The organism is Pseudomonas sp. DF11, from assembly GCF_058148565.1.
The window spans coordinates 357,739-384,157 of the sequence record NZ_JBYVYN010000004.1; the positions used below are offsets into that span (position 1 = coordinate 357,739).

At 61.8% G+C, this 26,419-nt stretch carries 24 protein-coding genes; 20 read left to right on the forward strand and 4 right to left on the reverse strand.

All coding sequences use genetic code 11. From position 1 onward, the window contains the following. Positions 1–55 precede the first annotated feature (55 nt). From waaF to AC30D9_RS15150, 15 genes are all read left to right on the forward strand, one after another. Positions 56–1,090, forward strand: coding sequence for a lipopolysaccharide heptosyltransferase II (gene waaF, locus AC30D9_RS15080; RefSeq protein ID WP_490144314.1), 1,035 nt, complete (start codon positions 56–58; stop codon positions 1,088–1,090). 1 nt (position 1,091) lies between these two features. Then, entirely contained in the window at positions 1,092–2,150 is a 1,059-nt protein-coding gene (gene waaC, locus AC30D9_RS15085; protein ID WP_490144315.1) for a lipopolysaccharide heptosyltransferase I, read from the forward strand. Further along, on the forward strand, positions 2,150–3,274 hold the full coding sequence (locus tag AC30D9_RS15090) for a glycosyltransferase family 4 protein (RefSeq protein WP_134922587.1): 1,125 nt from the start codon (positions 2,150–2,152) through the stop codon (positions 3,272–3,274). The genes waaC and AC30D9_RS15090 overlap by 1 nt, the downstream gene beginning before the upstream one ends. Further along, entirely contained in the window at positions 3,271–4,077 is an 807-nt protein-coding gene (gene rfaP / locus AC30D9_RS15095) for a lipopolysaccharide core heptose(I) kinase RfaP (protein WP_134922588.1), read from the forward strand. Before AC30D9_RS15090 ends, rfaP begins: the two co-directional genes overlap by 4 nt. Further along, the gene (locus tag AC30D9_RS15100) at positions 4,077–4,811 is read left to right on the forward strand and encodes a lipopolysaccharide kinase InaA family protein (protein WP_490144316.1); all 735 of its coding nucleotides are present in this window, start codon (positions 4,077–4,079) and stop codon (positions 4,809–4,811) included. Before rfaP ends, AC30D9_RS15100 begins: the two co-directional genes overlap by 1 nt. Then, the gene (locus AC30D9_RS15105) at positions 4,808–5,560 is read left to right on the forward strand and encodes a lipopolysaccharide kinase InaA family protein (RefSeq protein WP_490144317.1); all 753 of its coding nucleotides are present in this window, start codon (positions 4,808–4,810) and stop codon (positions 5,558–5,560) included. Before AC30D9_RS15100 ends, AC30D9_RS15105 begins: the two co-directional genes overlap by 4 nt. Then, positions 5,560–7,011 (forward strand): lipopolysaccharide kinase InaA family protein, encoded by a 1,452-nt coding sequence (locus AC30D9_RS15110; protein ID WP_490144318.1) that lies wholly within the window; start codon positions 5,560–5,562, stop codon positions 7,009–7,011. Before AC30D9_RS15105 ends, AC30D9_RS15110 begins: the two co-directional genes overlap by 1 nt. A gap of 88 nt (positions 7,012–7,099) precedes the next feature. After that, positions 7,100–7,972 carry a DUF3800 domain-containing protein gene (locus tag AC30D9_RS15115; RefSeq protein WP_307573739.1) on the forward strand — a complete coding sequence of 291 codons (873 nt, stop codon included), beginning with the start codon at positions 7,100–7,102 and terminating at the stop codon, positions 7,970–7,972. A 237-nt stretch (positions 7,973–8,209) separates the two neighbouring features. Beyond that, positions 8,210–9,967: a carbamoyltransferase family protein gene (locus AC30D9_RS15120; protein WP_109752114.1), complete on the forward strand. Its 1,758-nt coding sequence runs from the start codon at positions 8,210–8,212 to the stop codon at positions 9,965–9,967. Continuing rightward, positions 9,951–11,081: a glycosyltransferase gene (locus AC30D9_RS15125; protein WP_134922592.1), complete on the forward strand. Its 1,131-nt coding sequence runs from the start codon at positions 9,951–9,953 to the stop codon at positions 11,079–11,081. Before AC30D9_RS15120 ends, AC30D9_RS15125 begins: the two co-directional genes overlap by 17 nt. Then, entirely contained in the window at positions 11,081–11,977 is an 897-nt protein-coding gene (locus AC30D9_RS15130) for an antimicrobial resistance protein Mig-14 (RefSeq protein ID WP_490144319.1), read from the forward strand. Before AC30D9_RS15125 ends, AC30D9_RS15130 begins: the two co-directional genes overlap by 1 nt. Positions 11,978–11,985: 8 nt before the next feature. Then, complete coding sequence (locus AC30D9_RS15135; RefSeq protein WP_490144320.1) at positions 11,986–13,386, forward strand: PIG-L deacetylase family protein; 1,401 nt, start codon at positions 11,986–11,988, stop codon at positions 13,384–13,386. 84 nt (positions 13,387–13,470) lie between these two features. Next, the gene (locus tag AC30D9_RS15140) at positions 13,471–14,427 is read left to right on the forward strand and encodes a glycosyltransferase family protein (protein WP_134922595.1); all 957 of its coding nucleotides are present in this window, start codon (positions 13,471–13,473) and stop codon (positions 14,425–14,427) included. A 54-nt stretch (positions 14,428–14,481) separates the two neighbouring features. Continuing rightward, entirely contained in the window at positions 14,482–15,228 is a 747-nt protein-coding gene (locus tag AC30D9_RS15145) for a glycosyltransferase family 2 protein (protein ID WP_490144321.1), read from the forward strand. A 48-nt stretch (positions 15,229–15,276) separates the two neighbouring features. Beyond that, positions 15,277–16,380 (forward strand): glycosyltransferase, encoded by a 1,104-nt coding sequence (locus AC30D9_RS15150; protein ID WP_307573745.1) that lies wholly within the window; start codon positions 15,277–15,279, stop codon positions 16,378–16,380. Here the strand turns inward: AC30D9_RS15150 and AC30D9_RS15155 are convergent. Next, positions 16,366–16,971 (reverse strand): BUD32 family EKC/KEOPS complex subunit, encoded by a 606-nt coding sequence (locus AC30D9_RS15155; protein WP_307573747.1) that lies wholly within the window; start codon positions 16,969–16,971, stop codon positions 16,366–16,368. The two genes, AC30D9_RS15150 and AC30D9_RS15155, sit on opposite strands and share 15 nt — an antisense overlap. 107 nt (positions 16,972–17,078) lie before the next feature. Here AC30D9_RS15155 and AC30D9_RS15160 point away from each other — a divergent pair, with 107 nt between their 5' ends. From AC30D9_RS15160 to hldE, 5 genes are all read left to right on the forward strand, one after another. Continuing rightward, a complete protein-coding gene (locus tag AC30D9_RS15160) occupies positions 17,079–18,251 on the forward strand; it encodes an O-antigen ligase family protein (protein WP_307573749.1) in 1,173 nt (390 codons plus the stop codon). Between the two features lie 15 nt (positions 18,252–18,266). Beyond that, positions 18,267–20,072, forward strand: a complete 1,806-nt coding sequence (gene msbA / locus AC30D9_RS15165; protein ID WP_490144322.1) for a lipid A export permease/ATP-binding protein MsbA — start codon at positions 18,267–18,269, stop codon at positions 20,070–20,072. Positions 20,073–20,384: 312 nt separating this feature from the next. Continuing rightward, positions 20,385–21,089, forward strand: a complete 705-nt coding sequence (locus AC30D9_RS15170; protein WP_134922600.1) for a sulfotransferase family 2 domain-containing protein — start codon at positions 20,385–20,387, stop codon at positions 21,087–21,089. Then, on the forward strand, positions 21,082–21,690 hold the full coding sequence (cysC, locus tag AC30D9_RS15175; RefSeq protein ID WP_134922601.1) for an adenylyl-sulfate kinase: 609 nt from the start codon (positions 21,082–21,084) through the stop codon (positions 21,688–21,690). The genes AC30D9_RS15170 and cysC overlap by 8 nt, the downstream gene beginning before the upstream one ends. A 99-nt stretch (positions 21,691–21,789) precedes the next feature. Beyond that, the gene (gene hldE, locus AC30D9_RS15180; RefSeq protein ID WP_109752363.1) at positions 21,790–23,211 is read left to right on the forward strand and encodes a bifunctional D-glycero-beta-D-manno-heptose-7-phosphate kinase/D-glycero-beta-D-manno-heptose 1-phosphate adenylyltransferase HldE; all 1,422 of its coding nucleotides are present in this window, start codon (positions 21,790–21,792) and stop codon (positions 23,209–23,211) included. Between the two features lie 201 nt (positions 23,212–23,412). On the opposite strand, the gene AC30D9_RS15185 is transcribed toward hldE, so the two are convergent. Genes AC30D9_RS15185 through AC30D9_RS15195 form a run of 3 tightly spaced genes read right to left on the reverse strand, consistent with a single transcriptional unit; the run spans position 23,413 to position 26,397 of the window. Continuing rightward, a complete protein-coding gene (locus AC30D9_RS15185) occupies positions 23,413–24,378 on the reverse strand; it encodes a metal ABC transporter ATPase (RefSeq protein WP_134922603.1) in 966 nt (321 codons plus the stop codon). A gap of 34 nt (positions 24,379–24,412) precedes the next feature. Continuing rightward, positions 24,413–25,225 (reverse strand): aldo/keto reductase, encoded by an 813-nt coding sequence (locus AC30D9_RS15190; RefSeq protein ID WP_134922604.1) that lies wholly within the window; start codon positions 25,223–25,225, stop codon positions 24,413–24,415. Next, positions 25,222–26,397: an NAD(P)/FAD-dependent oxidoreductase gene (locus AC30D9_RS15195; RefSeq protein ID WP_490144323.1), complete on the reverse strand. Its 1,176-nt coding sequence runs from the start codon at positions 26,395–26,397 to the stop codon at positions 25,222–25,224. The genes AC30D9_RS15190 and AC30D9_RS15195 overlap by 4 nt, the downstream gene beginning before the upstream one ends. Between the last annotated feature and the right edge of the window lie 22 nt (positions 26,398–26,419).

A 26,419-nucleotide genomic window follows, 5' to 3' on the forward strand; every position in this document is an offset into this window, starting at 1 on the left:
AGTGATTCTCGAGGCGGGGAGGCGTAGGCCTCCCTGTATCGTTTTTGGAAAGCACATGAATATTCTGATCGTTGGGCCCAGTTGGGTCGGTGACATGGTGATGGCGCAGACACTGTTCCAGTGCCTGAAACAGCGTCATCCGCAGTGCGAAATCGACGTCCTGGCCCCCGAGTGGAGCCGGCCGATCCTTGAGCGCATGCCCGAGGTGCGCAAGGCCTTGAGCTTCCCGCTCGGCCATGGCGTGTTGGAACTGGCGACCCGTCGGCGTATCGGCAAATCCCTGACCGGCCAGTACGACCAGGCGATCCTGTTGCCCAATTCGTTGAAATCGGCACTGGTGCCGTTCTTCGCCCGTATCCCCAAACGCACCGGCTGGCGTGGCGAGTTTCGCTACGGCCTGCTCAACGACGTGCGCACACTGGATAAAGAACGTTATCCGCTGATGATCGAGCGCTTCATGGCCCTGGCCTATGAGCCTGGGGCCGAGTTGCCCAAACCCTATCCGCGGCCGAGCCTTGCGATCGACCCGGTGACCCGTGAAGCGGCGCTGGCCAAGTTCGGCCTGAGCCTGGATCGTCCGGTGCTGGCTCTCTGTCCGGGTGCCGAGTTCGGTGAGTCCAAGCGCTGGCCGGCTGAGCACTACGCCCAGGTTGCCGAGGCGAAGATTCGCGAAGGCTGGCAAGTCTGGCTGTTCGGCTCGAAAAAAGATCATCCGGTGGGCGAGGACATCCGCTCGCGCTTGATCCCGGGGCTTCGGGAAGAATCGGTGAACCTCAGCGGCGACACCTCCCTGGCCGAGGCCATCGACCTGCTGTCCTGCGCCGATTCGGTGGTGTCCAACGACTCCGGCCTGATGCACGTGGCCGCCGCCCTGAACCGGCCATTGGTGGCGGTCTACGGCTCTACTTCGCCAGGCTTCACGCCACCGTTGGCCGACAAGGTCGAAGTCGTGCGCCTGGGCATCGAGTGCAGCCCGTGCTTCGACCGCACCTGCCGCTTCGGTCATTACAATTGCCTGCGCCAGCTTATGCCAACGTCGGTGAACGAGGCCCTGGAGCGTTTGCAGGGCACACCCGTGGAGGTCCGGTAACTTGCGGGTATTGCTGATCAAGACCTCTTCGCTGGGGGATGTGGTCCACACCCTGCCGGCGCTGACCGACGCGGCGCGGGCGATTCCTGGCATCAAGTTCGATTGGGTGGTGGAAGAAGGCTTCGCCGAAATCCCCACTTGGCACCCGGCCGTGGACAAGGTCATTCCGGTGGCGATCCGACGCTGGCGCAAGAACCTCTGGCAAACCATCAAGAGCGGCGAATGGCGACGCTTCAAGCAGGGCGTGCGGGCCGAAAAGTATGACCTGGTGATCGACGCCCAAGGCCTGCTGAAAAGCGCCTGGCTGACTCGCTACGTCAAGGCCCCGATCGCCGGCCTGGATAAGCACTCGGCCCGCGAACCCCTGGCGGCGCGCTTTTATTCCCGGCGCCTGGCGGTGGCCCGTGGTCAACATGCGGTCGAGCGCGTGCGCCAGTTGTTCGCTCTGGCGCTGGGCTATGACTTGCCGCAAACCCAGGGCAGTTATGGCCTCGACATCGACCGATTGGTGGAATTGCCACGCCCCTACCCCTACGTGGTGTTCCTGCACGGCACGACCTGGGAGTCCAAGCATTGGCCCGAACTTTATTGGCGCCAGCTCACCGAGCGCATGGGGCAGTTCGGCGTCGTGGTAAAACTGCCGTGGGGCAACCCGGCCGAGAAGGCCCGGGCCGAACGCATCGCCAGCGGGCTGCGCAACGCCTTGGTTCTGCCGAAACTGAACCTGGGCGGGATGGGCAAGGTGCTTGCCGGCGCGCAGGCCTGCGTGGCCGTGGACACCGGTCTCGGTCATCTGGCGGCAGCCCTGGATGTGCCGACCATTTCGCTGCTCGGTCCGACCAATCCGGTGCTGACCGGCGCCTACGGCAAGGGCCAGATTCACCTCGCCAGTGATTTCCCCTGCGCGCCGTGCATGCAGAAACAATGCACTTACCCGCCGACCGCCGAAGATGCCCGGCGGTTTGACCTGAAACGCGAGCAGCCCCTGTGCTTCACGCGTCTGAACCCCGAGCGTGTTGCCAGCCACCTGAGCACGTTATTGGCTGAGGAGCCGCGCTGATGCAATTGGCTTTTGTCCTTTACAAGTACTTCCCCTTCGGCGGCCTGCAGCGTGACTTCATGCGCATCGCCCTGGAATGCCAGCGACGGGGTCACCAGATCCGCGTCTACACGCTGATCTGGGAGGGTGACGTGCCGCCCGGCTTCGAGGTGCTGGTGGCGCCGGTCAAGGCGCTGTTCAATCATCGCCGCAACGAGAAACTCAGCGCGTGGATGGAGGCCGACCTGGCCAAGCGCCCGGTGGACCGTTTGATCGGCTTCAACAAAATGCCTGGCCTGGACGTGTACTACGCCGCCGACGGCTGCTTCGAAGACAAGGCGCAGAACCTGCGCAATTCGCTGTACCGGCGCTGGGGCCGCTACCGGCATTTCGCCGAGTACGAGCGGGCGGTGTTCGCCAAGGACGCCAAGACTGACGTGCTGATGATCTCCGAAGTCCAGCAGCCACTGTTCATCAAGCATTACGGCACGCCGCTGGAGCGCTTTCACCTGCTGCCGCCGGGCATCGCCCAGGATCGCCGTCGGCCCGCCGATGCCGACGAGATCCGCGCCGCGTTCCGTGCCGAATTCGAGCTGGCCGAGGATGATCTGCTGCTGGTGCAGATCGGCTCCGGGTTCAAGACCAAGGGCGTGGATCGCAGCCTCAAGGCCCTGGCCGCGCTGCCGGCCGAATTGCGAAAACGCACCCGGCTGTTTGTAATCGGCCAAGACGACCCCAAGGTATTCCAACTGCAGAGCGCCGCGCTGGGGCTCGGTGACAACGTGCGGTTCCTCAAGGGCCGCAGCGATATCCCGCGTTTCCTGCTGGGCGCCGACCTGTTGATCCATCCGGCGTACAACGAGAACACTGGCACCGTGCTGCTCGAAGCGCTGGTGGCCGGGTTGCCGGTGCTGGTCAGCGCGGTGTGTGGGTACGCCCATTACATCGCCGAGGCCGACAGTGGCCTGGTGCTCGACGAGCCGTTCGAACAAGCTCAGCTCACCGAATACCTGGGCCGAATGTTGAGCGACGCCGATGCCCGGGCGGCCTGGAGCCGCAACGGTCTGGCCTTCGCCGAGACGGCTGACCTCTACAGCATGCCGCAGCACGCGGCCGATGTGATATTGGCGGAGCACGCGCAATGAAGTTGATGCTGGCCGAACCGTTCAAGAGCCTTTGGGCCGGGCGCGATGCGTTCGCCGAAGTCGAGGCGCTCAAGGGCGAGGTCTATCGCGAACTGGAAGCCCGGCGCACCTTGCGCACGGAGGTGGACGGTCGTGGCTTTTTCGTGAAGATCCACCGCGGCATCGGTTGGGGCGAGATCTTCAAGAACCTGTTTACCGCCAAGCTGCCGGTACTCGGCGCAGGTCAGGAATGGAAGGCGATCCAGCGTTTGCAGGAAGTCGGCGTACCGACCATGACGGCTGTCGCCTACGGCGAGAAGGGTCGCAACCCGGCAGACCAGCACTCTTTCATCGTCACCGAGGAGCTGGCGCCGACCGTCAGCCTCGAAGATTTCAGCATCGACTGGGTCAAGCAGCCCCCGCAACCGGCACTCAAGCGTGCCCTGATCGCCGAAGTAGCGCGCATGACCGGCATGATGCACCGCGCCGGGGTCAATCATCGCGACTGCTACATCTGCCACTTCCTGCTGCACACCGACAAGCCGGTGACGCCTGGGGACTTCAAACTCTCGGTGATCGACCTGCACCGCGCCCAGACCCGGCCCGCCATCACCACCCGCTGGCGCAACAAGGACCTGGCGGCGCTGTATTTCTCGGCACTGGACATCGGCCTGACCCGCCGCGACAAGCTGCGTTTCCTCAAGGGCTATTTCCAGCAGCCGCTGCGGCGGATCCTCGCCGAAGAGGCTGCGTTGCTGGCGTGGCTCGAAGGCAAGGCCAACAAGCTGTATGCCCGCAAGCAGCGGTACGGGGACGCGCTCTGATGTCGGGTTGGAATCTGGAACCGGAATACCTCGAGTTGGCGCAGGATTTTGGTAGTCTCGACGCGGTGTTTGCCCTGCAAGGGGAGCGCTTGACCCGTGATCCGTTGTCAGAGGTGATCCGGGTGCAGCGCAGCGGCGTGAACTATTACGTCAAGCGCTACGTCGGCGCCGGCAAGGGTTTGCGCCGCTACCTGGGCAAGCCGCGGGTCAAGTCCGAGTGGCAGAACCTCAAGCGCTTCGCCAAATGGGGCATCCCCACCGCCGAAGTCGTGGGCTGGGGCTTGGAGCGAAACGGCGCGACCTATGCCCGTGGCGCGCTGATCACCCGCGAACTACCGCATACCGAAGACCTCTCGGCCCTGGCCGAGCGGCACGACCCGCGCCTGGCGGATCGCGCCTGGGTCGATGGCGTGAGCCGGCAACTGGCCGGCTACACGCGGACCATGCACGACCATCGCTTCACCCATAACGATCTGAAGTGGCGCAACCTGTTGATCGACGATCACTCGCGGCTGTTTCTGATCGACTGTCCAAACGGCGACTTCTGGCGCGGTTTCTGGCTCAAGTACCGTATCACCAAGGATTTGGCGTGCCTGGATAAAGTGGCCAAATACCATTTGTCGGCCACGCAGCGCCTGCGTTTTTATCTGCAATACCGTCAGCGCGACCGGCTCGATGCGTGCGACAAGAAACGCATCCGTCACGTGGTGAGATTTTTCGAGGGGCGTGAATGACTGATTTTCTGGCTGCTGAAGACCGGGCGTTGTTGCAGCGTCATGGCCTGGACAGCTTCGAGGCCCTGTGGGCGCGGCAACTGGACGCGGTGGACGAACCCAATACCTCGGGCGACGGCTGGAGCAGCGTGTTCCGGCTGGAGCTGGAAGGGCGGGGGTATTACCTCAAGCGCCAGAGCAATTACCTGACCCGAACCTGGTCTCACCCGTTTGGCGAGCCGAGTTTTTCCCGGGAGTTTCGCAACATCAGCCGTTATCGCCGGTTGGGGATACCGGCCCTGCAAGCGGTGTTCTATGGCCAGCGCAAGGTGAACGGCGAGGTACGGGCGATCCTGCTGACCCGTGCCCTGGACGGCTGGGATGACCTGGATTCACTGGTGCAGCGTTGGTCGAGCCTGACGGCGGCGCAGCGCACCACCATCCTCGACGCCTGCGGTCAGTTGGCGCGGCGCCTGCACGGCATGCATCAGGTGCACGGCTGCTTTTATCCGAAACACATCTTCCTGCAAGCCACCGCCAGCGGTTACCAGGCGCAATTGATCGACCTGGAAAAGACCCGGCCGTTGCTGTTCGGCCAAAGGGATCGGGTCAAGGACCTGGAGCCCTTGTTGCGTCGCGCGGCAATCTGGAGCGATGCCGATGTGCGCCAATTGCTGTCTACCTACCTGGGCCAGCCGCTCGACAGCGGGCTGGTCGACAGCTGGATGACCCGCCTGACCGCCCGGCGCAGCCACAAGGAAGCCCGTTGATGCATCTGTCCGAATTGAAGAACGCCGGCCGCAGCCCCAGCCTGCCACTGAGCCTGGAATTGGCCGACGCCGCTGGCCCGGCTCAATTGCAGCTGCTTTCGCTGTTGCGGGTATTGCCAGGGCAGCGTTACGTCGGCGCGGGCGTCTGGCGTGGCCGGCCGGTGCTGGCCAAATTACTGGTGGGCAGCAAGGCTGCCCGGCATTTCCAGCGGGAACTGCAAGGCGTGCGCTTGCTGGCCGAGCAAGGGTTGACCACGCCGTCATTGCTCGCCGATGGCCTGAAGGAGGGTGAAGGCGGCTGGTTGTTGTTCGAATTGCTCGAAGACGCCGAGAGCCTGGGCGATGCCTGGAAACAGGTCGAACACCTGCCGTTGCTGGCCGATGAGCAGACGGCGGTGCTGGCCGAAGCCCTCGGCGCCATCGCACAACTGCACGGCAAAGGCCTGTGGCAGGAAGATCTGCACCTGGACAATCTGCTGCGCCACGACGGCAAGCTCTATTTGATCGACGGCGCTGGCATCCGTGCTGAAACCCCGGGGCAACCGTTGTCGCGGCAGAAGGTCCTGGAGAACCTGGGGGTATTTTTCGCCCAGCTTCCCAAGGCCCTCCAGCCGTTCAATGAAGAGCTGCTGGTGTATTACCTGCTGGGCAACGCCGAACACGCGCTGCCCATGGAAGCGTTGCAAAAGCAGATCGACAAGGTGCAAGCCTGGCGTCTCAGGGACTTCCTGGCAAAGGTCGGGCGTGAGTGCAGCCTGTTCAGTGTGCAGCGCGGGGCGTTCGGCCTGCGGGCGATTCGTCGTGATGAAGAAGCGGCGATGACGCCGGTGCTGGAGCGGGCCGATGCGTTGCTCGACCAGGGCCATCTGTACAAGACCGGCGGCGCGGCCAGCGTCGGTAAAGTCGAGGCGAACGGTCGTACCTTGGTGATCAAGCGCTACAACATCAAGAACTTCGCCCACTGGCTCAAGCGCTTCTGGCGCCCGAGCCGCGCCTGGCATTCCTGGCGCGAAGGCCATCGCCTGGCTTTCCTCGGCATTGCCACGCCCAAGCCGCTGGCGTTGCTGGAAAAGCGTTTCCTGTGGCTGCGCCGCGGTGCTTACCTGGTGACCGAGTATTTGTCGGGCCCCGACATCATCGAACGCTTCGCCCCCTATGTGGAAAGCGGTGACGCGCCCGAGCCTGAATTGCTGGCCCTGGACCGGCTATTCGCCGACCTGATCCGCGAGCGCATCAGCCACGGCGACTTCAAGGGGCACAACCTGTTCTGGCAGGAGGATCGATGGGCACTGATCGACCTCGACTCCATGTGCCAACACCGCACCCAGGCCAGCTTCGCCCAGGCCTACGCCCGGGATCGCGCGCGGTTCATGCGCAATTGGCCGCAGGGGAGTGCGTTGTATCGGGTGATTGACCAGCGGTTGCCCAGAGACGTCGGGGCATCAGTTTGAATTCACGCGATATATCATTTAGCGGATCAAAATGTAGGTGTTCTGGTTTTTATGTGTTCAGTACGCCTTGATAAGGAATCGTGACGCTATGCCAGATCATCCAGTGCCTGCGCAGCAGTTTTCACTTTTTGAAGTTGAGGCGGAAAAAAACGGTAGCGAGGATAAGCCTGTCATCCCGGGTGGGAAATTCAGTGATTTCATCGTGTATGTGGATGAGAGTGGCGATCATGGAATGCTGACGCTGGATCCCAACTATCCGATGTTTGTACTGGCTTTTTGCGTTTTTCATAAGCGTCATTACTGCGAGAAGGTCATCCCCGCGTTGCAGAAGTTCAAGTTCAATCATATGGGGCATGATCTAATTGGGCTGCATGAGCTGGAAATCCGTAAAGAGAAAGGTGCTTTTTCCAGCCTGTTTGTATCCAGGCAGCACAAACATGCCTTTTTGGATGAGCTGACCAGCATCATCGAGGCGAGCAATTTTATTCTGATCAGTTGCGTTATAGATAAGGCGAGACTACGTGATAGACAAGGCGGTGCGGATAATCCTTATCACGTTGCTTTAGGCTTCTGTCTGGAAACACTTTACGAGTTTCTGAAGGAGAAGTTCCAGCATGATGCGTTGACTCATGTGGTTGTCGAGCGGAGAGGGAAAAAAGAAGATAACGAGCTTGAGCTGGAGTTTCGTCGTATGTGTGACGGTGCTAATCGTATGGGGATTCAACTTCCGTTTGATATTGTCTTCGCGACTAAGCAAGTTAACTCTACCGGCTTGCAGTTGGCAGATCTCGTTGCGAGACCTATTGGCATGAGTGTCCTGCGAGCCGGGCAGGAAAACCGGGCTTTTGATGTGCTCAAGCGCAAATTCTATTGCAGCGGCGGGCGTGACAAGGTCGGGGAGGGTTTTGAAAACTGGGGATTGAAAATATTCCCCCTTCCAGAAAGCGAAAAGCCCCGGTGAAACTCACCGAGGCTTAGACGCCGACCAGGATCCCCCAGTCCATTTGCGCGAAGTCTATGTTGGCTGCCATTAGCTGTCAATGGACATGCAGTCGGTGACTCCCCACTCACCGCTAGAGGCTTAAGGCCGCTTTTAAGCTATAATCCCGCCCTTTAGCTGCCCCGCACCCTTGGCGCGCGGCACATCAATTTTCGCGGCGCTTGTCGCCCGTATGCAGACATAAGAGGCTAGACCCCTGTGGCATTGACGATTCTTGGCCTGTCCGGCGCCCTTAGCCATGATCCTTCCGCAGCGCTGTACATTGACGGCAAGCTGATCGCGGCGGCCGAGGAAGAACGCTTCGTACGCGATAAACATGCAAAGAACCGCATGCCCTACGAGTCGGCGAAGTTCTGCCTGGAGCAGGCTGGCATCAAGCCGTCCGACGTTGACGTGGTGGCGATTCCCTTCGCCCCGATCAGCCTGTTCGGCGAGGCTCGCTGGCATTACGCCAAGCGTTACTGGTACGCCCCGGACCGCGCCCTCGACGCGATCCTGATGGGTAACCGTCGCTACAAGCGCTATCGCCGCAAGATCGTCTGGTGCCTGGAGCAACTGGGCTTCGATCCGAAAAAAATCAAGATCGAGCCGGTCGAGCACCACCTGGCCCACGCCTCCAGCGCCTACCACTGCTCGGGCTTCCAGGAAAAAACCGCGATCCTGGGCATCGATGGCAAGGGCGAATACGCCACGACCTTCTTTGGCTACGGCGAAAACGGCAAGATCCACAAGATAAAGGAATTCTTCGACCCGGACTCCCTGGGTGGCCTGTACGGCGCGATCACCGAGTTTCTCGGTTTTGAAATGCTCGACGGTGAATTCAAGGTCATGGGCATGGCGCCTTACGGCGATGCCAGCAAGTACGATTTCTCGCGCCTGGCCTCGTTCGAAAACGGCGAGCTGGTGATCAACACCGACTACGCCAACGTGATCGGCCTGCGTCGCTATAAGGAGAAGGGCAAGGGCTTCTACTTCTCGCCGAAGCTGATCGAGTGGCTCGGCCCGAAACGCGAAGGCGACATCGCCGACGAGCCGTACATTCACTACGCGGCCAGCATGCAGGCGCTGTTCGAGAAGCTCGCGCTGCAAATGATCGATCACTACCTGGGCGACGTACTCAAGGAAACCGGCAAGCTGGCTTTCGCCGGCGGCTGCGCGTTGAACGTCAAGCTGAACCAGAAGATCATCGCCCGTGACGACGTCAAGGAACTGTTCGTGCAACCGGCTTCCGGTGACGCCGGTACCGCGGTGGGTGCGGCAGCTTATGTGTCCCACGCCCGTGGTGTGCCGGTAGAGAAGATGGAGCATGTCTACCTCGGCCCGGCCTACAGCAACGAAGACGTGATCGCTGCGTGCGCCCGTCATCCGAGCAAGCCTGCCTGGCGCAAGATCGACAACACCCCCGAGCGCATCGCCAAGATCATGGTCGACGGCAATCCGGTGGCCTGGTTCCAGGGGCGCATGGAGTTCGGCCCGCGAGCCCTGGGCGGTCGCTCGATCATTGGCTGCCCAAGCGCCAGCGGCGTGGCCGATCGCATCAACGAACAGATCAAGTTCCGCGAGCGCTGGAGGCCTTTCTGCCCGTCGATGCTCGACACCGTCGCGCCGCAGATGATCAAGGTCGACCACCCGGCGCCGTTCATGACCTTCACCTTCGAAGTGGCTGAAGAGTGGAAGACCCGCGTGCCGGAAGTCGTCCATGAAGACGGCACGTCCCGGGCCCAGGTGCTCAAGCGCGAATACAACCCGCGCTACTACGACATGATGAAGGCCCTGGAAGTCCTGACCGGCAACGGCGTGTCGCTGAACACTTCGCTCAACCGTCGTGGCGAACCGATGATCTGCTCGCCGACCGACGCGCTGAATATGTTCTATGGCTCCGACCTGCAGTACCTGATCATGGAAGACATCCTGGTGGTCAAAGACGGCGTGGACGCTTATGACACGCTCGGCTGAGCGACATGTGCTGCAGTTCTGCCACGGTTATGACGGGCCGTTCCTCGACTGCGCCCGTCAGTACGCCAGCCTGTTCGCGGGCACTGGCTATCGCGTGACCACGGTGTTCCTCACCGGGGCGGCCGATGCTGAAGTCGCCGCCGGCTGTGCCTCGGACGAGGTGCTGTTCATGGAGTACAGCTCCAGTGCCATTCGTGGCCTGAAGCTGGGCGCCATCAGCGATCTGCGCAAGATCGCCGCCTCACGCAATTTCAGTTTCTGCATTGCCCATCGCTTCAAGCCGATCTACATCGCCCTGCTGGGCACGCGCCTGCCGGTGATCGGCGTGCACCATGCCTTTGGTGACTACCAGCGGCGTACCCGCCGGCTGTTCGCCCATGTGTTTCGCAAGCGCCTGAGCCTGCTCGGAGTGTCCGATGCGGTGCGTGATGACATGCGCCGCTGCCTGCCGAAATGGCCGGCTACGCGGATCCAGACCCTCTACAACCGTATCGACCTTGAGGCCACGCAGGCCAGCCTGCTCTCTCGGGAGGAGGCGCGGCATACCCTGGGGTTGGACGCGCATGCCTGGATTGTCGGTAATGTCGGTCGCCTGCACCCGGACAAGGATCAAGCCACGTTGTTGCGCGGTTTTGCCGCGGCGCTGGCATACCTGCCGGCCAACAGCCAACTGGCGATTCTTGGCAAGGGCCGCCTGGAGCAAGCGCTTCGGGCGCTGGCGCTGGAGCTGGGCATTGCCGACCGCGTGCTGTTGCTCGGCCAGGTGCCCGAGGCGCGTCGTTATTTCCGCGCTTTTGATGTGTTCGCCCTGAGTTCCGACCATGAACCGTTCGGCATGGTGCTGCTCGAAGCCATGGCCGCCGGCGTGCCGTTGCTGGCCACGGCCTGCGGTGGCGCCAAGGAAGTGGTCGAGGACGTAGGGATCCTGTTTCCGCTGGGCGACGCCGAACACATGGCCCAAGGGCTGCAACACCTGGCGGCCATGGACGATCTGCAGCGTCGCCAATGCGCCGAGCTGATGCTCGACCGCTTGCGCGAGCGCTTCTCGGATCGCGCCGTACGCGAGGCATTCTGGCGTTTGCCACAAGTCACCGAACTGGCGCCGAGGGCCTGATGTTCAACCGATTCCAAGGCTGGCGCGAGCGCGGCTGGACCGCTGTCGATGCGTCGATTTATGCCCAGGCCTGGCAGCGTTTTGGCGGCAGTGTGGCGACCCATCCTTTGGTGGTCGAGCGGCTGGCGGCCCTGGCCGGGATTCCCGTGCGTTATCTGGCGTTCGAGCAGGATGGCGAGCTCAAGGCCGCCATACCGACCTGGGGCCGCGACCTGGCGCTGTCCAAGGACGTGCTCAAGCGTAGCGGCAAGAAGGGCCTGTTCGATCTGGGCAATGCCGAGCTGATCCTGCCGGCGGCGCCCGATGCACAAGCACCGTTGCGGCATCGTGGACGTTACCTGTCGGCCCTCAATGAGGGACGCTTCAGCGGCTTGAAGTTGCAGCAGGAACAACTGGCCATGGCCCGCACGCCGGAAGAACTGTCCAAGAAGTTTCGCTACAACCAGCGCCGTGAACTGCGTTTGCTGGAGGAGGCGGGCGGGGTGGTGCGGCCGGTCAGCGAGTTTTCCAGCGCCGAGCTGGCCTCGATCTACTGTGACCTGTTCTTGCGTCGCTGGGGCTTTGCGGCCACCGGTGCCGAGCGCATGGGCGAGGTGATCGAGTTGCTGCGCGAATGGTTGATCGGCTCGGTGATCTTTCTCAACGATGCGCCGATTGCCATTCAATTGGTGTATCGCGTCGAGGCGCCCGAGTGGATCAGCGTCGAGTACATCAACGGTGGCGTCGACCCGCAGACTCGCGAATTCAGCCCCGGCAGCGTGTTGAGCTTCCTCAACACCCAAAGCGCCTGGGAACATGCCCGTGCCGCCGGCAAGCCGTTGCGTTTTTCATTCGGCCGGGCGGACCGGGAATACAAGGACCGTTGGTGCAACCCTGTGCCGGTGTTTACCGTATGAACCCACCCATGAGTCGCAAGCAACAGTTGCTCAGGCGCCACCGTCGCAACAAGCGCGTGGGGTTGTTACTCGCCCTGGTGGTGTTGGTGTCGCTGGGTGTCGCGGTGGCCTGGTGGCTGCCCCTGGTACTGGCGGTGCTGGGTTGGATCGCCCACGAGGCGTGGTTCGCCGATCACTTGTTCTATTCGCCCCGGGACGATTACCAATACAGCTTCCCGCCGTTCACCCAGCAACCCAAGGTGCATTTGAATGCCGGGCGGCTACGGTTGGATGAAGGCGTGATTCTGGACGATGGCGCGACGCTGATCCTCGCGCTGCGGATCAAGAGCACCTGGCTGGGACGCTTCATCGACCCGCTCGTTGAATTGTCGGGCGGCGAAAGGGACCTGCAAACTTTCGAACGTGGGGTCAACGGCCTGCGCTATCTCAACCTCAGCGAGCAGGGTCCGGCGTTGTCCCGGGGCGAGCTGCGCCTGCGCGGGCGCCATTGCCGTTTGCTGGGCGAGCCGACGCTGTGGTCTTTCACGCCACCAGAAGTCCAGCGCCAGCGAGTGATGGTTATCGCCCCGCACGCCGATGATGCGGAACTGGCTGCCTATGGTTTGTACAGCCAGGCCGATGAAGCCTGGATCGTGACGTTGACCGCTGGTGAAATCGAAGCCGAGCATTATCAACAAATGGGCCTGAACCGCGTCGAAGCCGCGCGGCTCAAGGGCCGTTTGCGAGCCTGGGACAGCATTGCCGTCCCGCGTTGGGCCGGGGTGCCTGAAGCGCATTGTGTGCAGTTGGGGTATTTCTGCCTGCAACTGGCGGCCATGCAAGCCTCGCCGAGCCAGCCACAAGGTTCTCGCGAGGCTGACTTGAGCGATACCCGCCTGTTCCGCCAGTTGAACCCGTTCACCTTGCCGGGCGATGCCGACGGCGCGCCGACCTGGAACAACTTGCTGGCAGACCTGCGCGAACTGCTGCTCAAGGCGCGTCCCGAAGTCATTGTCTTGCCGCATCCGACCCTCGATCCGCACCCCGATCATCTCTGCGCCCATCGTGCCGTCCTGCAAGCCCTCGAAGGCCTGGAGTGGCAACCGACCACGCTGTTGGGCTACGCCAATCATCTGCATGACAATGATCGCTGGCCCATGGGGGATGCGGGCACAGGCATTGCGTTGCCGCCGTGTTTCGAGCCGGCCCTGCCGATGCAGCCTGTCAGCCTGCCGCTGGCCTTGCCTGGGCAGCGCGACAAGGCCATGGCGCTGGGCATGATGCATGACCTGCAACCGCGCGCGCCGTTCAAGCGTCGCCTGCGCCGTGGCATCCAGCGCCTGCTGGCCGGACGTACTGGCTCGGCGTATGGCGAGAACGAATTTTTTCGCAAGGCTGTGCGTCGCCATGAACTGTTCTGGCGGTTGTAACGGCCCAAGGCGGGGCGTCTTTGCGCTGCGGCGCAAATCAGCTTCCGGTTATTTATCAAGTCGTTCGGTGCCGCAAGGAAAACGATGAAAGTTCTGTTTCTGGTGCAGAAAGAACAGCGGGCCATCCTGGACCGACTCTACGAAGGTGTGGCCGCTCATTGCGAGTGCGACTTGCGCTGGCTCGACAGCAAGGAACAACGCAACCTGCGGGGATATTTCCGTCGCCACGTGGACGTATCGCGTTATGACCGGATCGTGTTTTTCCTGCGTTTCAAGCAGGAGATCCGCCAGGCCGGCTTCATCCGCACGATCCCCAACCTGGTGATCCTCGAGCACGACGCCTACCAGAATTACATCCCGTGCAAATACACCGGCAAGTTCAGTGCACATTACCGTCGCTTGCCGTGGGTACGGGTGATCAGTTCTGGCTTCATGGTGACTGAACGTCTGCGCGGCGAAGGTTTCGATGCGGTTTTCGTGCCCAAGGGCTACGATCAGTCGTTGTTGCAGGATCGGGGCCGTGAACGGGATATCGAGTTGGCCTTCGTCGGCAGCACCAACAGTGTCGCCTACAGCGGTCGCAAGGCGCTGCTGGATGAGTTGGGCCGGGTTGAGCCGCTGGTCGTGACCCGGACCAAATCCGGCGAGGAATATTGCGAGACCCTCAACCGTATCCGCTTTTTCGTCAGTGCCGACGTAGGCATGGGCGAATTCATGATCAAGAATTTCGAAGCCATGGCCTGCGGTTGTGTGCTGCTGGCGTTCGATCAGGGCGTCGAGGAGGCGCGGGCGCTGGGGTTGCAGGACATGCACAACGTGGTGTTGTACCGTGACATCCCACAGCTCCAGGAAAAACTTTCCCGGCTGCGCGCCGACCCCGAGCTGGCGCGCAGTGTGGCGCACAACGGCCAGAAGCTGGCGCTTGAACAGTTCAGCTTCGCGCGCATCGGGCAGAAAATCGTTGAAGCACTGGAGCCGCCGCTGCGGCCTCGTGCCTCGTTGAATCTGCTGGAGAGATTGCGTCTGAAGCTGGGCGTTTGACAGGAATCGTTGAGCCATCGGCATTCAGATGGCGATTGACCAAATGGTATTTCAGTGCAGTTTTCCGACGATAGTGACATTACCCTGGTGGTAACCAGTTGCGGCCGGCTCGATCTGCTCAAGCAGACCCTGGAGAGCTTCGACCGTTTCAATACCGCGCCGATTCGTGAGGTCTTCATTACCGAAGATGCCGGCGACGAGGGCGTACATGCCATCATTCCCGCGCACTGGAAGGACCGCACGACGGCTTTCGTCAATCGACCGAAGCTGGGGCAACTGGCTTCGATCGACCTGGCGTACGGGCACGTCAAGACGCCTTACATCTTTCACTGTGAGGATGACTGGGCGTTCTATCGCCCGGCCTTCGTGGAAGATTCGCGCACGATCCTGGAGCAACGACCGGATGTTCTTCAGGTGTGGTTGCGCAACTATGCCTACGACTTGCGCGTGCACAGTCCTTACATTCATCTGGGCAAGCGTGAAGTCATCGGCGGGGTGCCTTGCTACCCGTTGATTTCAGACAAGCCCGAATGGCAGAGCTTCTCGCTCAACCCTGGCCTGCGTCGGTTGAAGGAGTATCGGCTTTGCGCCCCCTTCGCCGGTTTCGGCGGTGAAAAAGCCTTGTCGCTTCGCTATGCCCAACTGAACTTGACGGCGGTCGCGCTCGAAGGGGATGCTGTTTTGCACACCGGATTCGGGGTTCATGTGGAAGTACCCGTGGAGCGCCAGCGAAAGGCTCAGGTCAAGTTGTCCTTGGTTCTCTTGCTCGGAGTCTGCATTGGCTGGCTTATCAACTACTGAATGCCACGACGCATGAATTCTGGTCCGCGATAAAAGGTTTGCTGCTTGATGAGCGTTATCAATGTCATGTGGGCGGGCGGTTCACCGTTCGCCTCGGTACACAAGGTTCATAACCAGATTCTCTCGCGGATGGAGCCAGCGATGCCTGTCAAGACATGGCTCTTGCAGGGATCGGCGGCTGCCTGCCAGATTGATCTCGGGGCGGCGCTTGAGTGGAATATGACATCGGCCCGGCTCAAGGGGCGGCACGTGTGGCGCTTGCTCAAACCCTTGATGCACAGCCGTTTCCGCCAGGCATTCCTCGACAGCGATGCCCGTGTGGTGTTGCTCGATGGTGTCGGCGTGGCGCGTACCTTGTTGCCGGTTCTCAAGGATCTGCCGCAGATCCGCGTGGTGGTGATTTTCCATGGCGCGACACGGCTCAATCCTGCGGGCCGCGAGCTGTTGCGTGGTTTCCCGGCTTCACGCTTGAGCCTGGTGGCGGTCTCCCAGACCCTGTCGAAGTCACTCCAGGACGAGTTAGGCATTCCGGTCACCTCGCTGCGTAGCGCGTTCGATCCGGCTGTCTTCCAGTCTGCACTGCTCTCGCGCGAAGAGGCGCGCGCCCGGTTGGGATTGCCTGGCTCGGAGGCGCGGGTCTTTGGCGCCGTAGGTCGGCTGGTGGATAGCAAGGGGTTCGCCAGTTTGCTGGAGGCTTTTGGCCGGGTGGCGGCCAAACATCCCGACTGGCGCCTGGTGATTGTCGGCGAGGGGCCAAGGCGCGAGTCGCTACAAGCGCGGATCGCCCAGCCTGATCTGGTCGACAAGGTCTTGCTGGCGGGGCATCTGGAAGATGTCGCGAAGCTCTACAAGGCGTTTGACTGGGTGCTGATCCCGTCCTTGGACGAGGGCCTCGGGCTGATTCTCCAGGAAGCTGTCCTGGCCGGCGTCCCGGTGCTGGCCAGCGAGCTTGCGGTCTTTCGGGAGCAGTTAGGCGACACCGGCTGGTACGCTCCACTCAACGACGAAGGGCGCTGGAGCGAGGCGATCGGACGGACGGCAGAGGTTTCAGCTGGAGCGGTCGCTGCTGCCCAGTATCAGGCGCTGGCGCCTGACGAGGCTTGGTCGAGTTTCAGCCAGACCGCCCGGCAGTTGATATCAGGCAACCAATAGGGCGTTTTCCAATGCCTGCATCGGAAAGCTCCCGTTCAGGTTCTCCCGGGCAATATAACGAGCGAAATGCTGCAGGTTGCGGCGTGCCAGGTAGCGTGGCAAAGGCGAGCGCAGGAAGCGCATGTCGGCCACATCAATCAACCCCAGTTTGTTTTCAGGCGTGACGACGATATTGCCCAGGTGCAGCGAGCGGAAATAAATGCCACTGGCGTGCAGGCTTCGGATCAGCTCGACCAGCGCAGGAAGGGTATGCTGCCAGCTGAAGTTTTCCTGATTCGATAATTGACGTAGGGTTTTTCCAGGAAGAGGCCTATACAGTACAGCGGTCACGCCGGGCTTTTGCAGTTTGTAGAAGGCCAGCACTTCGAGGGTCGGTACGCCGAGCTTCTGCAGGCGGGCCGCATTATTGATGAATCGTGTTGAATAAGGTCTCAGAAGAGCCGAAGAAAAAAGCCGCTTGCGGCGAAACAGCTTGAGGATATTCCCATCCTGCAACAGATAGACTTTTGGGCCGTAGCTGTCGGCCTCCAGAATGCTGGCGCCTTCAATCAATTGATTCAAAGCGGCTTGGGGAAGCCGTGAGGATTGCATCGTAGGAAAACCTTGTTGAAAGAACCGGTACCGTGGCGGGCCATGATGCCCAAAAGTTGTTGTTTTCACCATGCCGGTTTGGCAGGTATACCGTTTAGGAGCAATAGATGCAGGCAACACGTTGGGCGCGGGGCTGGATGGCTTTTGGCTTGTTATGGTTTTTGCTGGCGATAGCCCTTGCGCCGACCAACAAAATCTATCAGCAAGGGTTGGTTGCATTTTTCTGGTTGCCGGTAATGGTCTTCGCCTGGCCAGCCCGTCATCGGCTGGTAGAGTTGTGGAGCGCCCAGCGGCTGATCTATACGACGCTGTTGGCGCTGATGCTCTGGGCGTTGGTCACCCTGTTCTGGGCCGAGGCGGCAGAGCCTGCCCGTGAAGCCAAGCGACTGTTGTACATCCTGGCGTTTCTATTGTTTTTTCCGATTTTCGCCGACGGCCAGCCCGAGCGTGTGATTCGTATCATGCAATGGGGTGGCCTGGGGCTCGCGCTGACGGCCTTGATGGCCATCGTCCATTTCTACGGGTATGCGCACAATCAATGGGATGCACGCCTGGAAGGACTGGGGGAGTTGTCCCATCCGATTCTCGGCGGTTACGTGATCGGATTGGCGGCTATCTGGATGCTGCACTGGATCCCGCGTCATATAGGGCTGCAAGTGCTTTGGGCGGTGGCTTTGGGGTTGTTGTCGGTCTTCGTGGTCGCGAGCCAGAGTCGCGGCGCCGCACTGGCCTTGCTGCTCAGCGTCCTGGCCATGCCGATCTACTGTCGGGACCAGCGTACCCGGATTATTGCCGCCACCGCCCTGGTGTTGGCGATGCTGACTTTCTGGCTGCTCGAGCCGCTGGTCATGGCGCGCGGGGCTTCCTATCGTCCCGAGATTTTCATGTCGAGCCTGCACATGATTGCCGAGCGCCCATGGGGCGGTCTTGGCATGGCGGCCGACTACAGGATTACCAGCCACGGCCTGACGTTCGATCATGCCCACAATCTGTTCAGCCACGTCACCATTCAGCTCGGGCTGCCGGGATTGCTGTTGTGGTGCATTGTCTGGTTCGCCGTGTTGCGCGAAGCCTGGCGTGCCCGCGAAAGCCTGCTGGGCCGGGGCGTGCTTGGTATGTGGGTGTTTTCGTTCCTGGCGATGCAGTTCGATGCCGCGAGCCTGACCGGAACCCCCCGCGCCGAATGGTTCATTACCTGGTTGCCGATTGGCCTGACCAGCGTTTTGACCTGGGCGCGGGCCAATTGCGGTGGCTGTGATAAAATTCCGCGTTCTTCCTAACCAGTGAGCCCGACGATGAGTGACGCACCGCCCAAAGCGGAACAGGATTCCAGCCTGAAGATCTATTTTCGGTTGCTGGGATACGTCAAACCCTACGCGGGCATTTTCCTGCTGAGTATCGTGGGTTTCGTGATATTTGCTTCGACCCAGCCCATGCTGGCCGGGATTCTCAAATATTTCGTCGATGGCTTGAGCAACCCCGATGCGGTGCTCTTTCCCAACGTGCCGTACCTCAAGGACTTGAAGCTGCTGATGGCGGTGCCGCTGCTGATCGTGCTGATCGCTGCCTGGCAGGGCCTGGGGTCGTTCCTGGGCAACTATTATCTGGCCAAGGTTTCCCTGGGGCTGGTGCACGACCTGCGGGTCGAGTTGTTCAAGAAGTTGCTGGTGCTGCCCAATCGTTATTTCGACACCCACAATTCCGGACACCTGATTTCCCGCATCACCTTCAACGTGACCATGGTCACCGGTGCTGCCACCGATGCCATCAAGGTGGTGATCCGCGAAGGTCTCTCCGTGGTGTTCCTCTTCGCCTACCTGGTGTGGATGAACTGGAAGCTGACCCTGGTGATGCTGGCGATCCTGCCGCTGATCGCGGTCATGGTCAGCAGCACCAGCAAGAAATTCCGCAAGCAGAGCAAAAAGATCCAGGTGGCCATGGGCGACGTGACTCACGTTGCCTCCGAGACGATCCAGGGCTACCGCGTGGTGCGCAGCTTCGGCGGTGAGGCCTATGAAGAGCAGCGCTTTACCAACGCCAGCCAGGGCAACACCGACAAGCAATTGCGCATGACGCGAACCGGCGCGGTCTATACGCCGATGCTGCAGTTGGTGATCTACACCGCCATGGCGGCCTTGATGTTCCTGGTGCTGTTCCTGCGCGGCGACGCGACGGCCGGCGACCTGGTGGCCTACATCACGGCTGCCGGCCTGCTGCCCAAGCCGATTCGCCAACTCTCGGAAGTCAGTTCCACCATCCAGAAAGGCGTGGCCGGTGCCGAGAGCATCTTCGAGCAACTGGATGTCGAGCCGGAGGTCGACAGGGGGACGGTCGAGCAGGAGCGGGTCAGTGGTCGTCTCGATGTGCGCAACCTGAGCTTTACCTACCCCGACGCTGATCGCGAGGTGCTCAAGGACATCAGCTTCACGGCGGCACCCGGGCAGATGATTGCATTGGTGGGCCGTTCAGGTAGCGGTAAATCGACCCTGGCGAGCCTTATCCCGCGCTTCTATCACCATGAGGTCGGCCAGATTCTGCTCGACGACGTGGAAATCGAAGACTACCGCCTGCGTAACCTGCGTCGTCATGTCGCCCAGGTGACCCAGCATGTCACGCTGTTCAATGACACGGTGGCCAACAATATCGCCTACGGTGACCTGGCCGGTGCGCCCCGGGCCGACATTGAAAAAGCGGCCCGGGATGCCTACGCCATGGACTTCATCGAGCAGTTGCCCGATGGCCTGGACACGGAGGTGGGCGAAAACGGTGTGTTGCTGTCCGGCGGCCAGCGCCAGCGCCTGGCCATTGCCCGGGCGTTGTTGAAGAACGCGCCGCTGCTGATCCTCGACGAGGCCACCTCGGCGCTGGACACCGAATCCGAACGGCATATCCAGGCCGCGCTGGACCAGGTCATGAAAGGCCGTACGACCCTGGTCATCGCCCATCGTCTGTCGACCATCGAAAAAGCCGACATGATCCTGGTGATGGACCAGGGCCGTATCGTCGAGCGGGGAACCCATGGCGAGCTCCTGGCGCAGAACGGCTACTACTCGCGTCTTCATGCCATGGGGCTGGACACCCCCGCCGAGAATATCGCCTGAGTCCGGATTCCAGGCTGTGACAGCCGGCCGTTTTTCTCGGCCGGCTTCGATCAACTGTGGGACACAAATGTTGTGTGCAGCCAGTACCAATGTGCGAGCTTGCTCGCGATAGCGGTGTCTCCGGGGCGGCGATGTCTAATGTTCCGACGCCATCGCGAGCAGGCTCGCTCCCACAAGTTTGTATCGAAATCCTTACCTGCCTTGACCAACCCACAATAAATCCGCGACTCGCGACTGCTAAGGTCTGGCCACAGGACTTTTCCTGGACCAACTTAGTCATCGAGGGACCATCCCTCGCGCGCGGGTGCTTGAATGCTGCAACGCTATCTCTGGAAGCTACTGCCCAAGTCGCAGCGCTCCTTTCTGTTGGGGCGCCTGTCGGTTGTCGACCGACAGGTCGTGAACAAATCGATGTCGGCCAATTGCCGTTTCCCCGAAGCTTTCACCCAGCGCGGCTGCCTGTTCATCCATGTGCCAAAATGCGCCGGCAGCAGTATTTGCGTGGGGCTTTTCGATGGCTACAGCCCGGGCCACCTGCCGTTGTACTGGTACGAAGAGCAGTTTGCGCAGCAGTACGCCGCCAGTTTCAAGTTTGCCTTTGTCCGTGATCCGCTGGAGCGTGCATATTCGGCCTATGCTTTCCTGCGGGGCAACACGTTGGGGCCGCGCGACCATGCGGCTCAGAAACTGGTCGGCCAATACCGCGACTTCGACGATTTTGTCGTCCGCTGGCTGCATCCGGAGAACATCACCCGGCAATTGCATTTCGCTGCGCAAACAGATTTCCTCACCGACTCCCTCGGCCACCTGGCGATGGACTTCATCGGTTATCAGGAATACCTGGAGCGGGACTATCAGCGGGTGTGTGAGTACCTGGGGCTGGCCGCGACGTTGCCCCATGTGAACCGCACCCGTCAGCGCGTCGTGGTGCCGGTACGGGATATTTGCTCGGTACGGACCCGTCGGCTGGTGCGGCGGGTGTACCAACGTGACTACGAGATGCTTGGTTATGAATGAAACGTCAAAGGTATCGATGCAACAGGTGCAGATTCGTCCTTATGCGCAGGCGCTCACGCCCGAGGATCGGGCCGCCATCAAGGCCCAGCGCCCACGCTGCATCTGGCTGACCGGGCTGTCGGGGGCGGGCAAGTCGACACTGGCCAATGCCTTGGAAGTGCAACTCAACCAGCAGGGTTTGCACACCGCCCTGCTCGATGGCGACAACCTGCGCCAGGGGCTGTGCCGGGGCCTGGGCATGGATGCCGAGGCCCGCAAGGAAAATATCCGCCGCATCGCCGAGGTGGCACGCCTGATGGTCGACGCCGGCCTGATCGTCATCGTTGCGGCCATCTCACCGTTTCGCGCCGACCGGGAAGCGGCCCGACAGTTGTTTGCCCAAGGCACCTTCGTAGAGGTCTATGTGAGTACGCCTTTCGACGTCTGTGCCCAGCGTGACCCCAAGGGGTTGTACCGCGAAGCCCGTGCCGGGCGGATCAAGAACTTCACCGGGCTCGACAGTCCCTACGAGGCGCCACTCGCGCCGGACTGCGCGATCGATACCAGCGAGGTGGAACTGGCCCAGGCCTGTGCCCGGCTATCGGCGTTGCTGCAGGTTTGATCGAGCACGCATCCTGGGGTCGCCTTGTTGCCATGGATAAGCCTTCGCCAACCCTGTGCTAATATCGCGGCCCTGTTCATTTTGTATGTGGGATGCTCCATGAAGTTGTCCATGCCGCGATTCGATCAAGCCCCTGTATTGGTGGTCGGCGATGTCATGCTCGACCGCTACTGGCATGGCGGTACCTCACGGATTTCCCCTGAGGCCCCGGTACCGGTGGTCAAGGTCGAGCACATCGAGGATCGCCCCGGTGGTGCCGCCAACGTTGCCCTGAACATCGCCGCCCTCGGCGCGCCGGCCTCCCTGGTGGGGGTGACCGGCGACGACGAGGCTGCCGACAGCCTGACCAACAGCCTCAAGGGCGCGGGTGTGCGGGCGATATTCCAGCGCATCGCGCACCAGCCGACCATCGTCAAGCTGCGGGTCATGAGTCGTCACCAGCAACTGCTGCGTATCGACTTCGAAGAACCGTTCGCCACTGATCCCCTGGCCCTTGGTGCCGAGGTCGACAACCTGCTCGAAGGTATCAAGGTCCTGGTGTTGTCGGACTACGGCAAAGGCGCGTTGAAAAACCACCAGGTGCTGATCCAGGCCGCCCGTGCCCGTGGTATTCCGGTAGTGGCCGACCCCAAGGGCAAGGATTTTTCCATTTACCGTGGCGCGAGCCTGATCACGCCGAACCTCAGCGAGTTCGAAACCATCGTCGGTGGTTGTGTCGATGAGCACGACCTGGTGAGCAAAGGCGCGCAGTTGATGCAAGACCTCGACCTCGGCGCCTTGCTGGTGACCCGTGGCGAGCATGGCATGACCCTGCTGCGTCCTGATCACCCCGCGTTGCACCTGCCGGCCCGTGCCCGCGAAGTGTTCGACGTGACTGGGGCCGGCGATACCGTGATTTCCACCCTGGCCGCGGCGATCGCCGCCGGCGAGGAATTGCCCCATGCGGTCGCCCTGGCGAACCTGGCGGCGGGCATTGTCGTCGGCAAGCTCGGCACGGCGGCCATCAGCGCTCCCGAGCTACGCCGCGCCATCCAGCGCGAGGAAGGCTCCGAGCGGGGCGTGCTGGGCCTGGAACAACTGCTGCTGGCCGTTGACGACGCCCGTGCCCACAACGAAAGAATCGTCTTCACCAACGGGTGCTTCGACATCCTGCACGCCGGCCACGTGACCTACCTGGAGCAGGCCAGGGCCCAAGGTGATCGACTGATCGTCGCGGTCAACGACGATGCGTCCGTAAGCCGTCTCAAAGGACCGGGCCGCCCGATCAACAGCGTCGACCGGCGCATGGCGGTCCTGGCCGGCCTGGGTGCGGTGGACTGGGTGATCAGCTTCAGCGAGGGCACGCCGGAAAACCTGTTGCGCCAGGTCAAGCCGGATGTGCTGGTCAAGGGCGGTGACTACGGCATCGATCAGGTCGTGGGCGCGGACATCGTCACGGCCTACGGGGGTACGGTGAAGGTGTTGGGGCTGGTGGAAAACAGCTCGACGACGGCGATTGTGGAAAAGATCCGCAATAACTGAGCTGTCCCACGGTCGAGCCGACTTCGGTGGCTGGGGAGCTTTTGTGGCGAGGGGATTTATCCCCGCTGGGGTGCGAAGCGCCCCCCCCTTCAAAGGGCCTGAAACAGTGTGATGTCAGGTTTTGAGGCTGCTTCGCAGCCCAAAGGGGATAAATCCCCCCGCCACAATGCTGTCTCTGGAGTATTCACGCAGCGGGCCCAACTAACGAGCCACCTTGCGTGGCACGATCTTCTTGAGCAACTGCCGGGCCTTGCCCTTGAGTCGGGTCAGGCCCGACTCCTTGCCCGGTGGTGTCAGCCCTTGCTGGCGCAGCCAGTCCTTCCAGCGAATCCGCTCGTCGCGCACCAGCCAGCCGTCCTGTCGGGCGAAACTTTCCGCCAGGTACAGCCCCCGGGTGCTGGCCGGGTACAACTGATCCTTTTTCAAGGTGTACAGCTCAGGCAAGGGCTGCCCATCCTGCAGCGGCATCAGGTACAGGTCGGGCCGCTTGCGGTCCAGGCGCGCAACCAGTTGATCGCCCTCCAGACGCTCATCGACGTGAAACAGGCTCAAGGACTTGGCTTCCTTGGGCACATCCAGGCGTAAGTCATAGATCAGTTGCAGCGATGCTGTCGGCAGGTGCACGTAGGCCCGGGGTCGCTCGATCAGTTGCAGGTTGGCACACCGCACCGGGCGGGCCGAGCCCGACAGTGGCGTCAGCCGAAACGGCAAGGCTTCGCGGTAATGCAGGGCGGTGGCGTAGGGGGCCGGCAGCCAGGTGTCGTTGAAACGCCCGCCAAGCCAGCCTTCAGGGGTTTCCAGCAGGCATTCCTCGGCAATTTCGCTGATGGCAGTGAGCAGCGGCAGGTTCAGCTCATGGGCCGGGACATAGCCGGAAATCAGCTTGAGCACCACGTCGCCGCGATCCTGCCGGCGCTGGCGCACCAATACCCAATAGTCGCGGTTCTGCCAATGCAGGGTCAGGCGCACCGAGACGCCCAGGTTCGCCAACTCCAGGGAAAAACGCTCGGAATCGGCCACGGCTACAGGTCGGCGGCGCTGCAAGGTCTGGGCGAAATTCAGCGGCATCCCGACGCTCTGGTAAGTCAGGCCTTCGGGTGTCGCTTCGACGAACAGGGGCAGGGTCTTGAAGTTGCTTGGATTCTTTCTGATGAGCGTACGCGGCATGTCGGCTCCTTCCTTAAGGCCGCGTAGGGCGGCGTCAGTGTTTACGCAGGACCTTGGCTACGGTCGCGACGTTATGGGCGAGGTGCAGCGGATTGATGGTGCCGACAATAGCACTGGCGACCCCAGGATGCTCAAACAACAGTTCGAAGCTGGCACGAACCGGGTCTACCCCGGGGCTCAGGCAGACGTGACCGCTGGCCAGGGCTTTCTTCACCAGGATCGCTTTGCCGTGCTCGTTGGCGTAGTCAATGACCGCCTTTTCGTTTCGTTCGTTCAGATTGTAGGTGACCATCGCACAATCGCCTTGCTCCAGAGCTTTCAAGCCGCCGTCGACGGTCTTGCCGGAAAAACCGAAGCCGCCGATCTTGCCCTCGCGCTTGAGCGCCGCCAGGGTCGGGTAGACCTCGCTGTCGTTGAGGATCGCCAGGTCGTTGCCGTCGGAATGCACCAGCACCAGGTCGATATAGTCGGTTTCCAGGCGCTTGAGGCTGCGTTCCACCGAAAAGCGGGTATGGGCGGCACTGAAGTCGTGGCGTGACTGGCCATCGCTGAATTCTTCGCCGACCTTGCTGACAATCACCCAATCCTGGCGTTGGCCACGCAGTAGCGGGCCGAGGCGTTCTTCGCTGCGGCCATAGGCCGGCGCGGTGTCGATCAGGTTGATGCCCAGGTCGCGCGCCAGCTTGAGCAACATGCGCGCTTCGTCGTCATCGGGAATCCGAAAGCCGTTGGGGTATTTGACGCCCTGGTCGCGGCCCAGCTTGACGGTGCCCAGGCCCAAGGGGGAGACCCGCGGGCCGTCATGGCCCAGGGGGCGATAGAGGTCATGCAGGGTCGCTTGGCTCATGGCAGCAGTTGCTCCCAGGCGGGTACGCCCATCGGAGGCTTCGGCAGCTCCGGCAGTGGGGCCGGGTGACTTGGCTGGATGCCGTCGCGTTGCAGCGCATTGACCACTCGATCGGCGAAGTCCGGGGCCAGGGCCAGTTTGGTCGGCCAACCCACCAGCAGGCGATCCTGCTCGGCGAGGAAGGCGTTGTCCGGGCGGGTCAGGCCCGACTGCAACGGTTCGGCGCGGTCAACCCGCAGCGTGGCCCATTGGGCGGTGCTCAGGTCAATCCATGGCAACAATTGGCCGAGTTCTTTCTGGGCGGCGGCGATCTGCTCGGCGGGCTCGCGGGCGATGGCATCGCCTTCGGCGAGGTCACCCCCGAGGTACCAGACCCATTGGCCATTGGCGGCCGGGTGGGTGGTCACGGTGACGCGCGGCTTCGGTCCCCCGCCCAGGCAATGGGCATAAAGGGGCTTGAGGCTCGGCCCCTTGGCCAAAACCATGTGCAACGGCCGAGTCTGCATGGCCGGTTTGTCCAGGCCCAGGGCTTTGAGCAGGTCAGCCGTGCCCGCGCCAGCGCTGAGGATAATGCGCTGGGCACGGATCTCGCGGTCGTCGATCTTCAGTCCGACCAGCTCACCCGCTTCGCGCAGTGGCTCGATGCGCTGCCCGGCCAGCAAGCTGTCGCCGGCCAGATCCGCCAGGCGCGCGATCAGGCTGGGGACGTCCACCACCAGCTCGGCCAGGCGATAGACCTTGCCCTTGAAGCGTTTGTCTTGCAGGGCCGGCGGCAGTTGCTCGCCCTTGACCTGATCGACTCGCCCGCGCACGGCCTTGCTGGCAAAGAAACTGGTGAGGTTGCCGGCCAGAGTGCCGGGGGACCAGAGGTAATGGGCATCGGACAACATGCGCACACCGGACAGGTCCAGTTCACCTTCACCCTTCAGGGCTTCGCGCCAGCGGCGCGGCATGTCGGCGATGGCTTCCGAGGCACCGGTCAGGGCGCCATGCAAGGCGTACTTGGCGCCGCCATGGATGATGCCCTGGGATTTGACACTCTGCCCGCCGCCGAGGCTGGCGCTTTCCACCAGCACGGTCGAAAAACCCTGGCGGCGCAAGCGCGCGTTCAGCCAGAGGCCGGCGACTCCGGCGCCGACAATCAGAATGTCGGTGGAAATAACGGATGACATGAGCGACCTCAGTGTTCAAGAC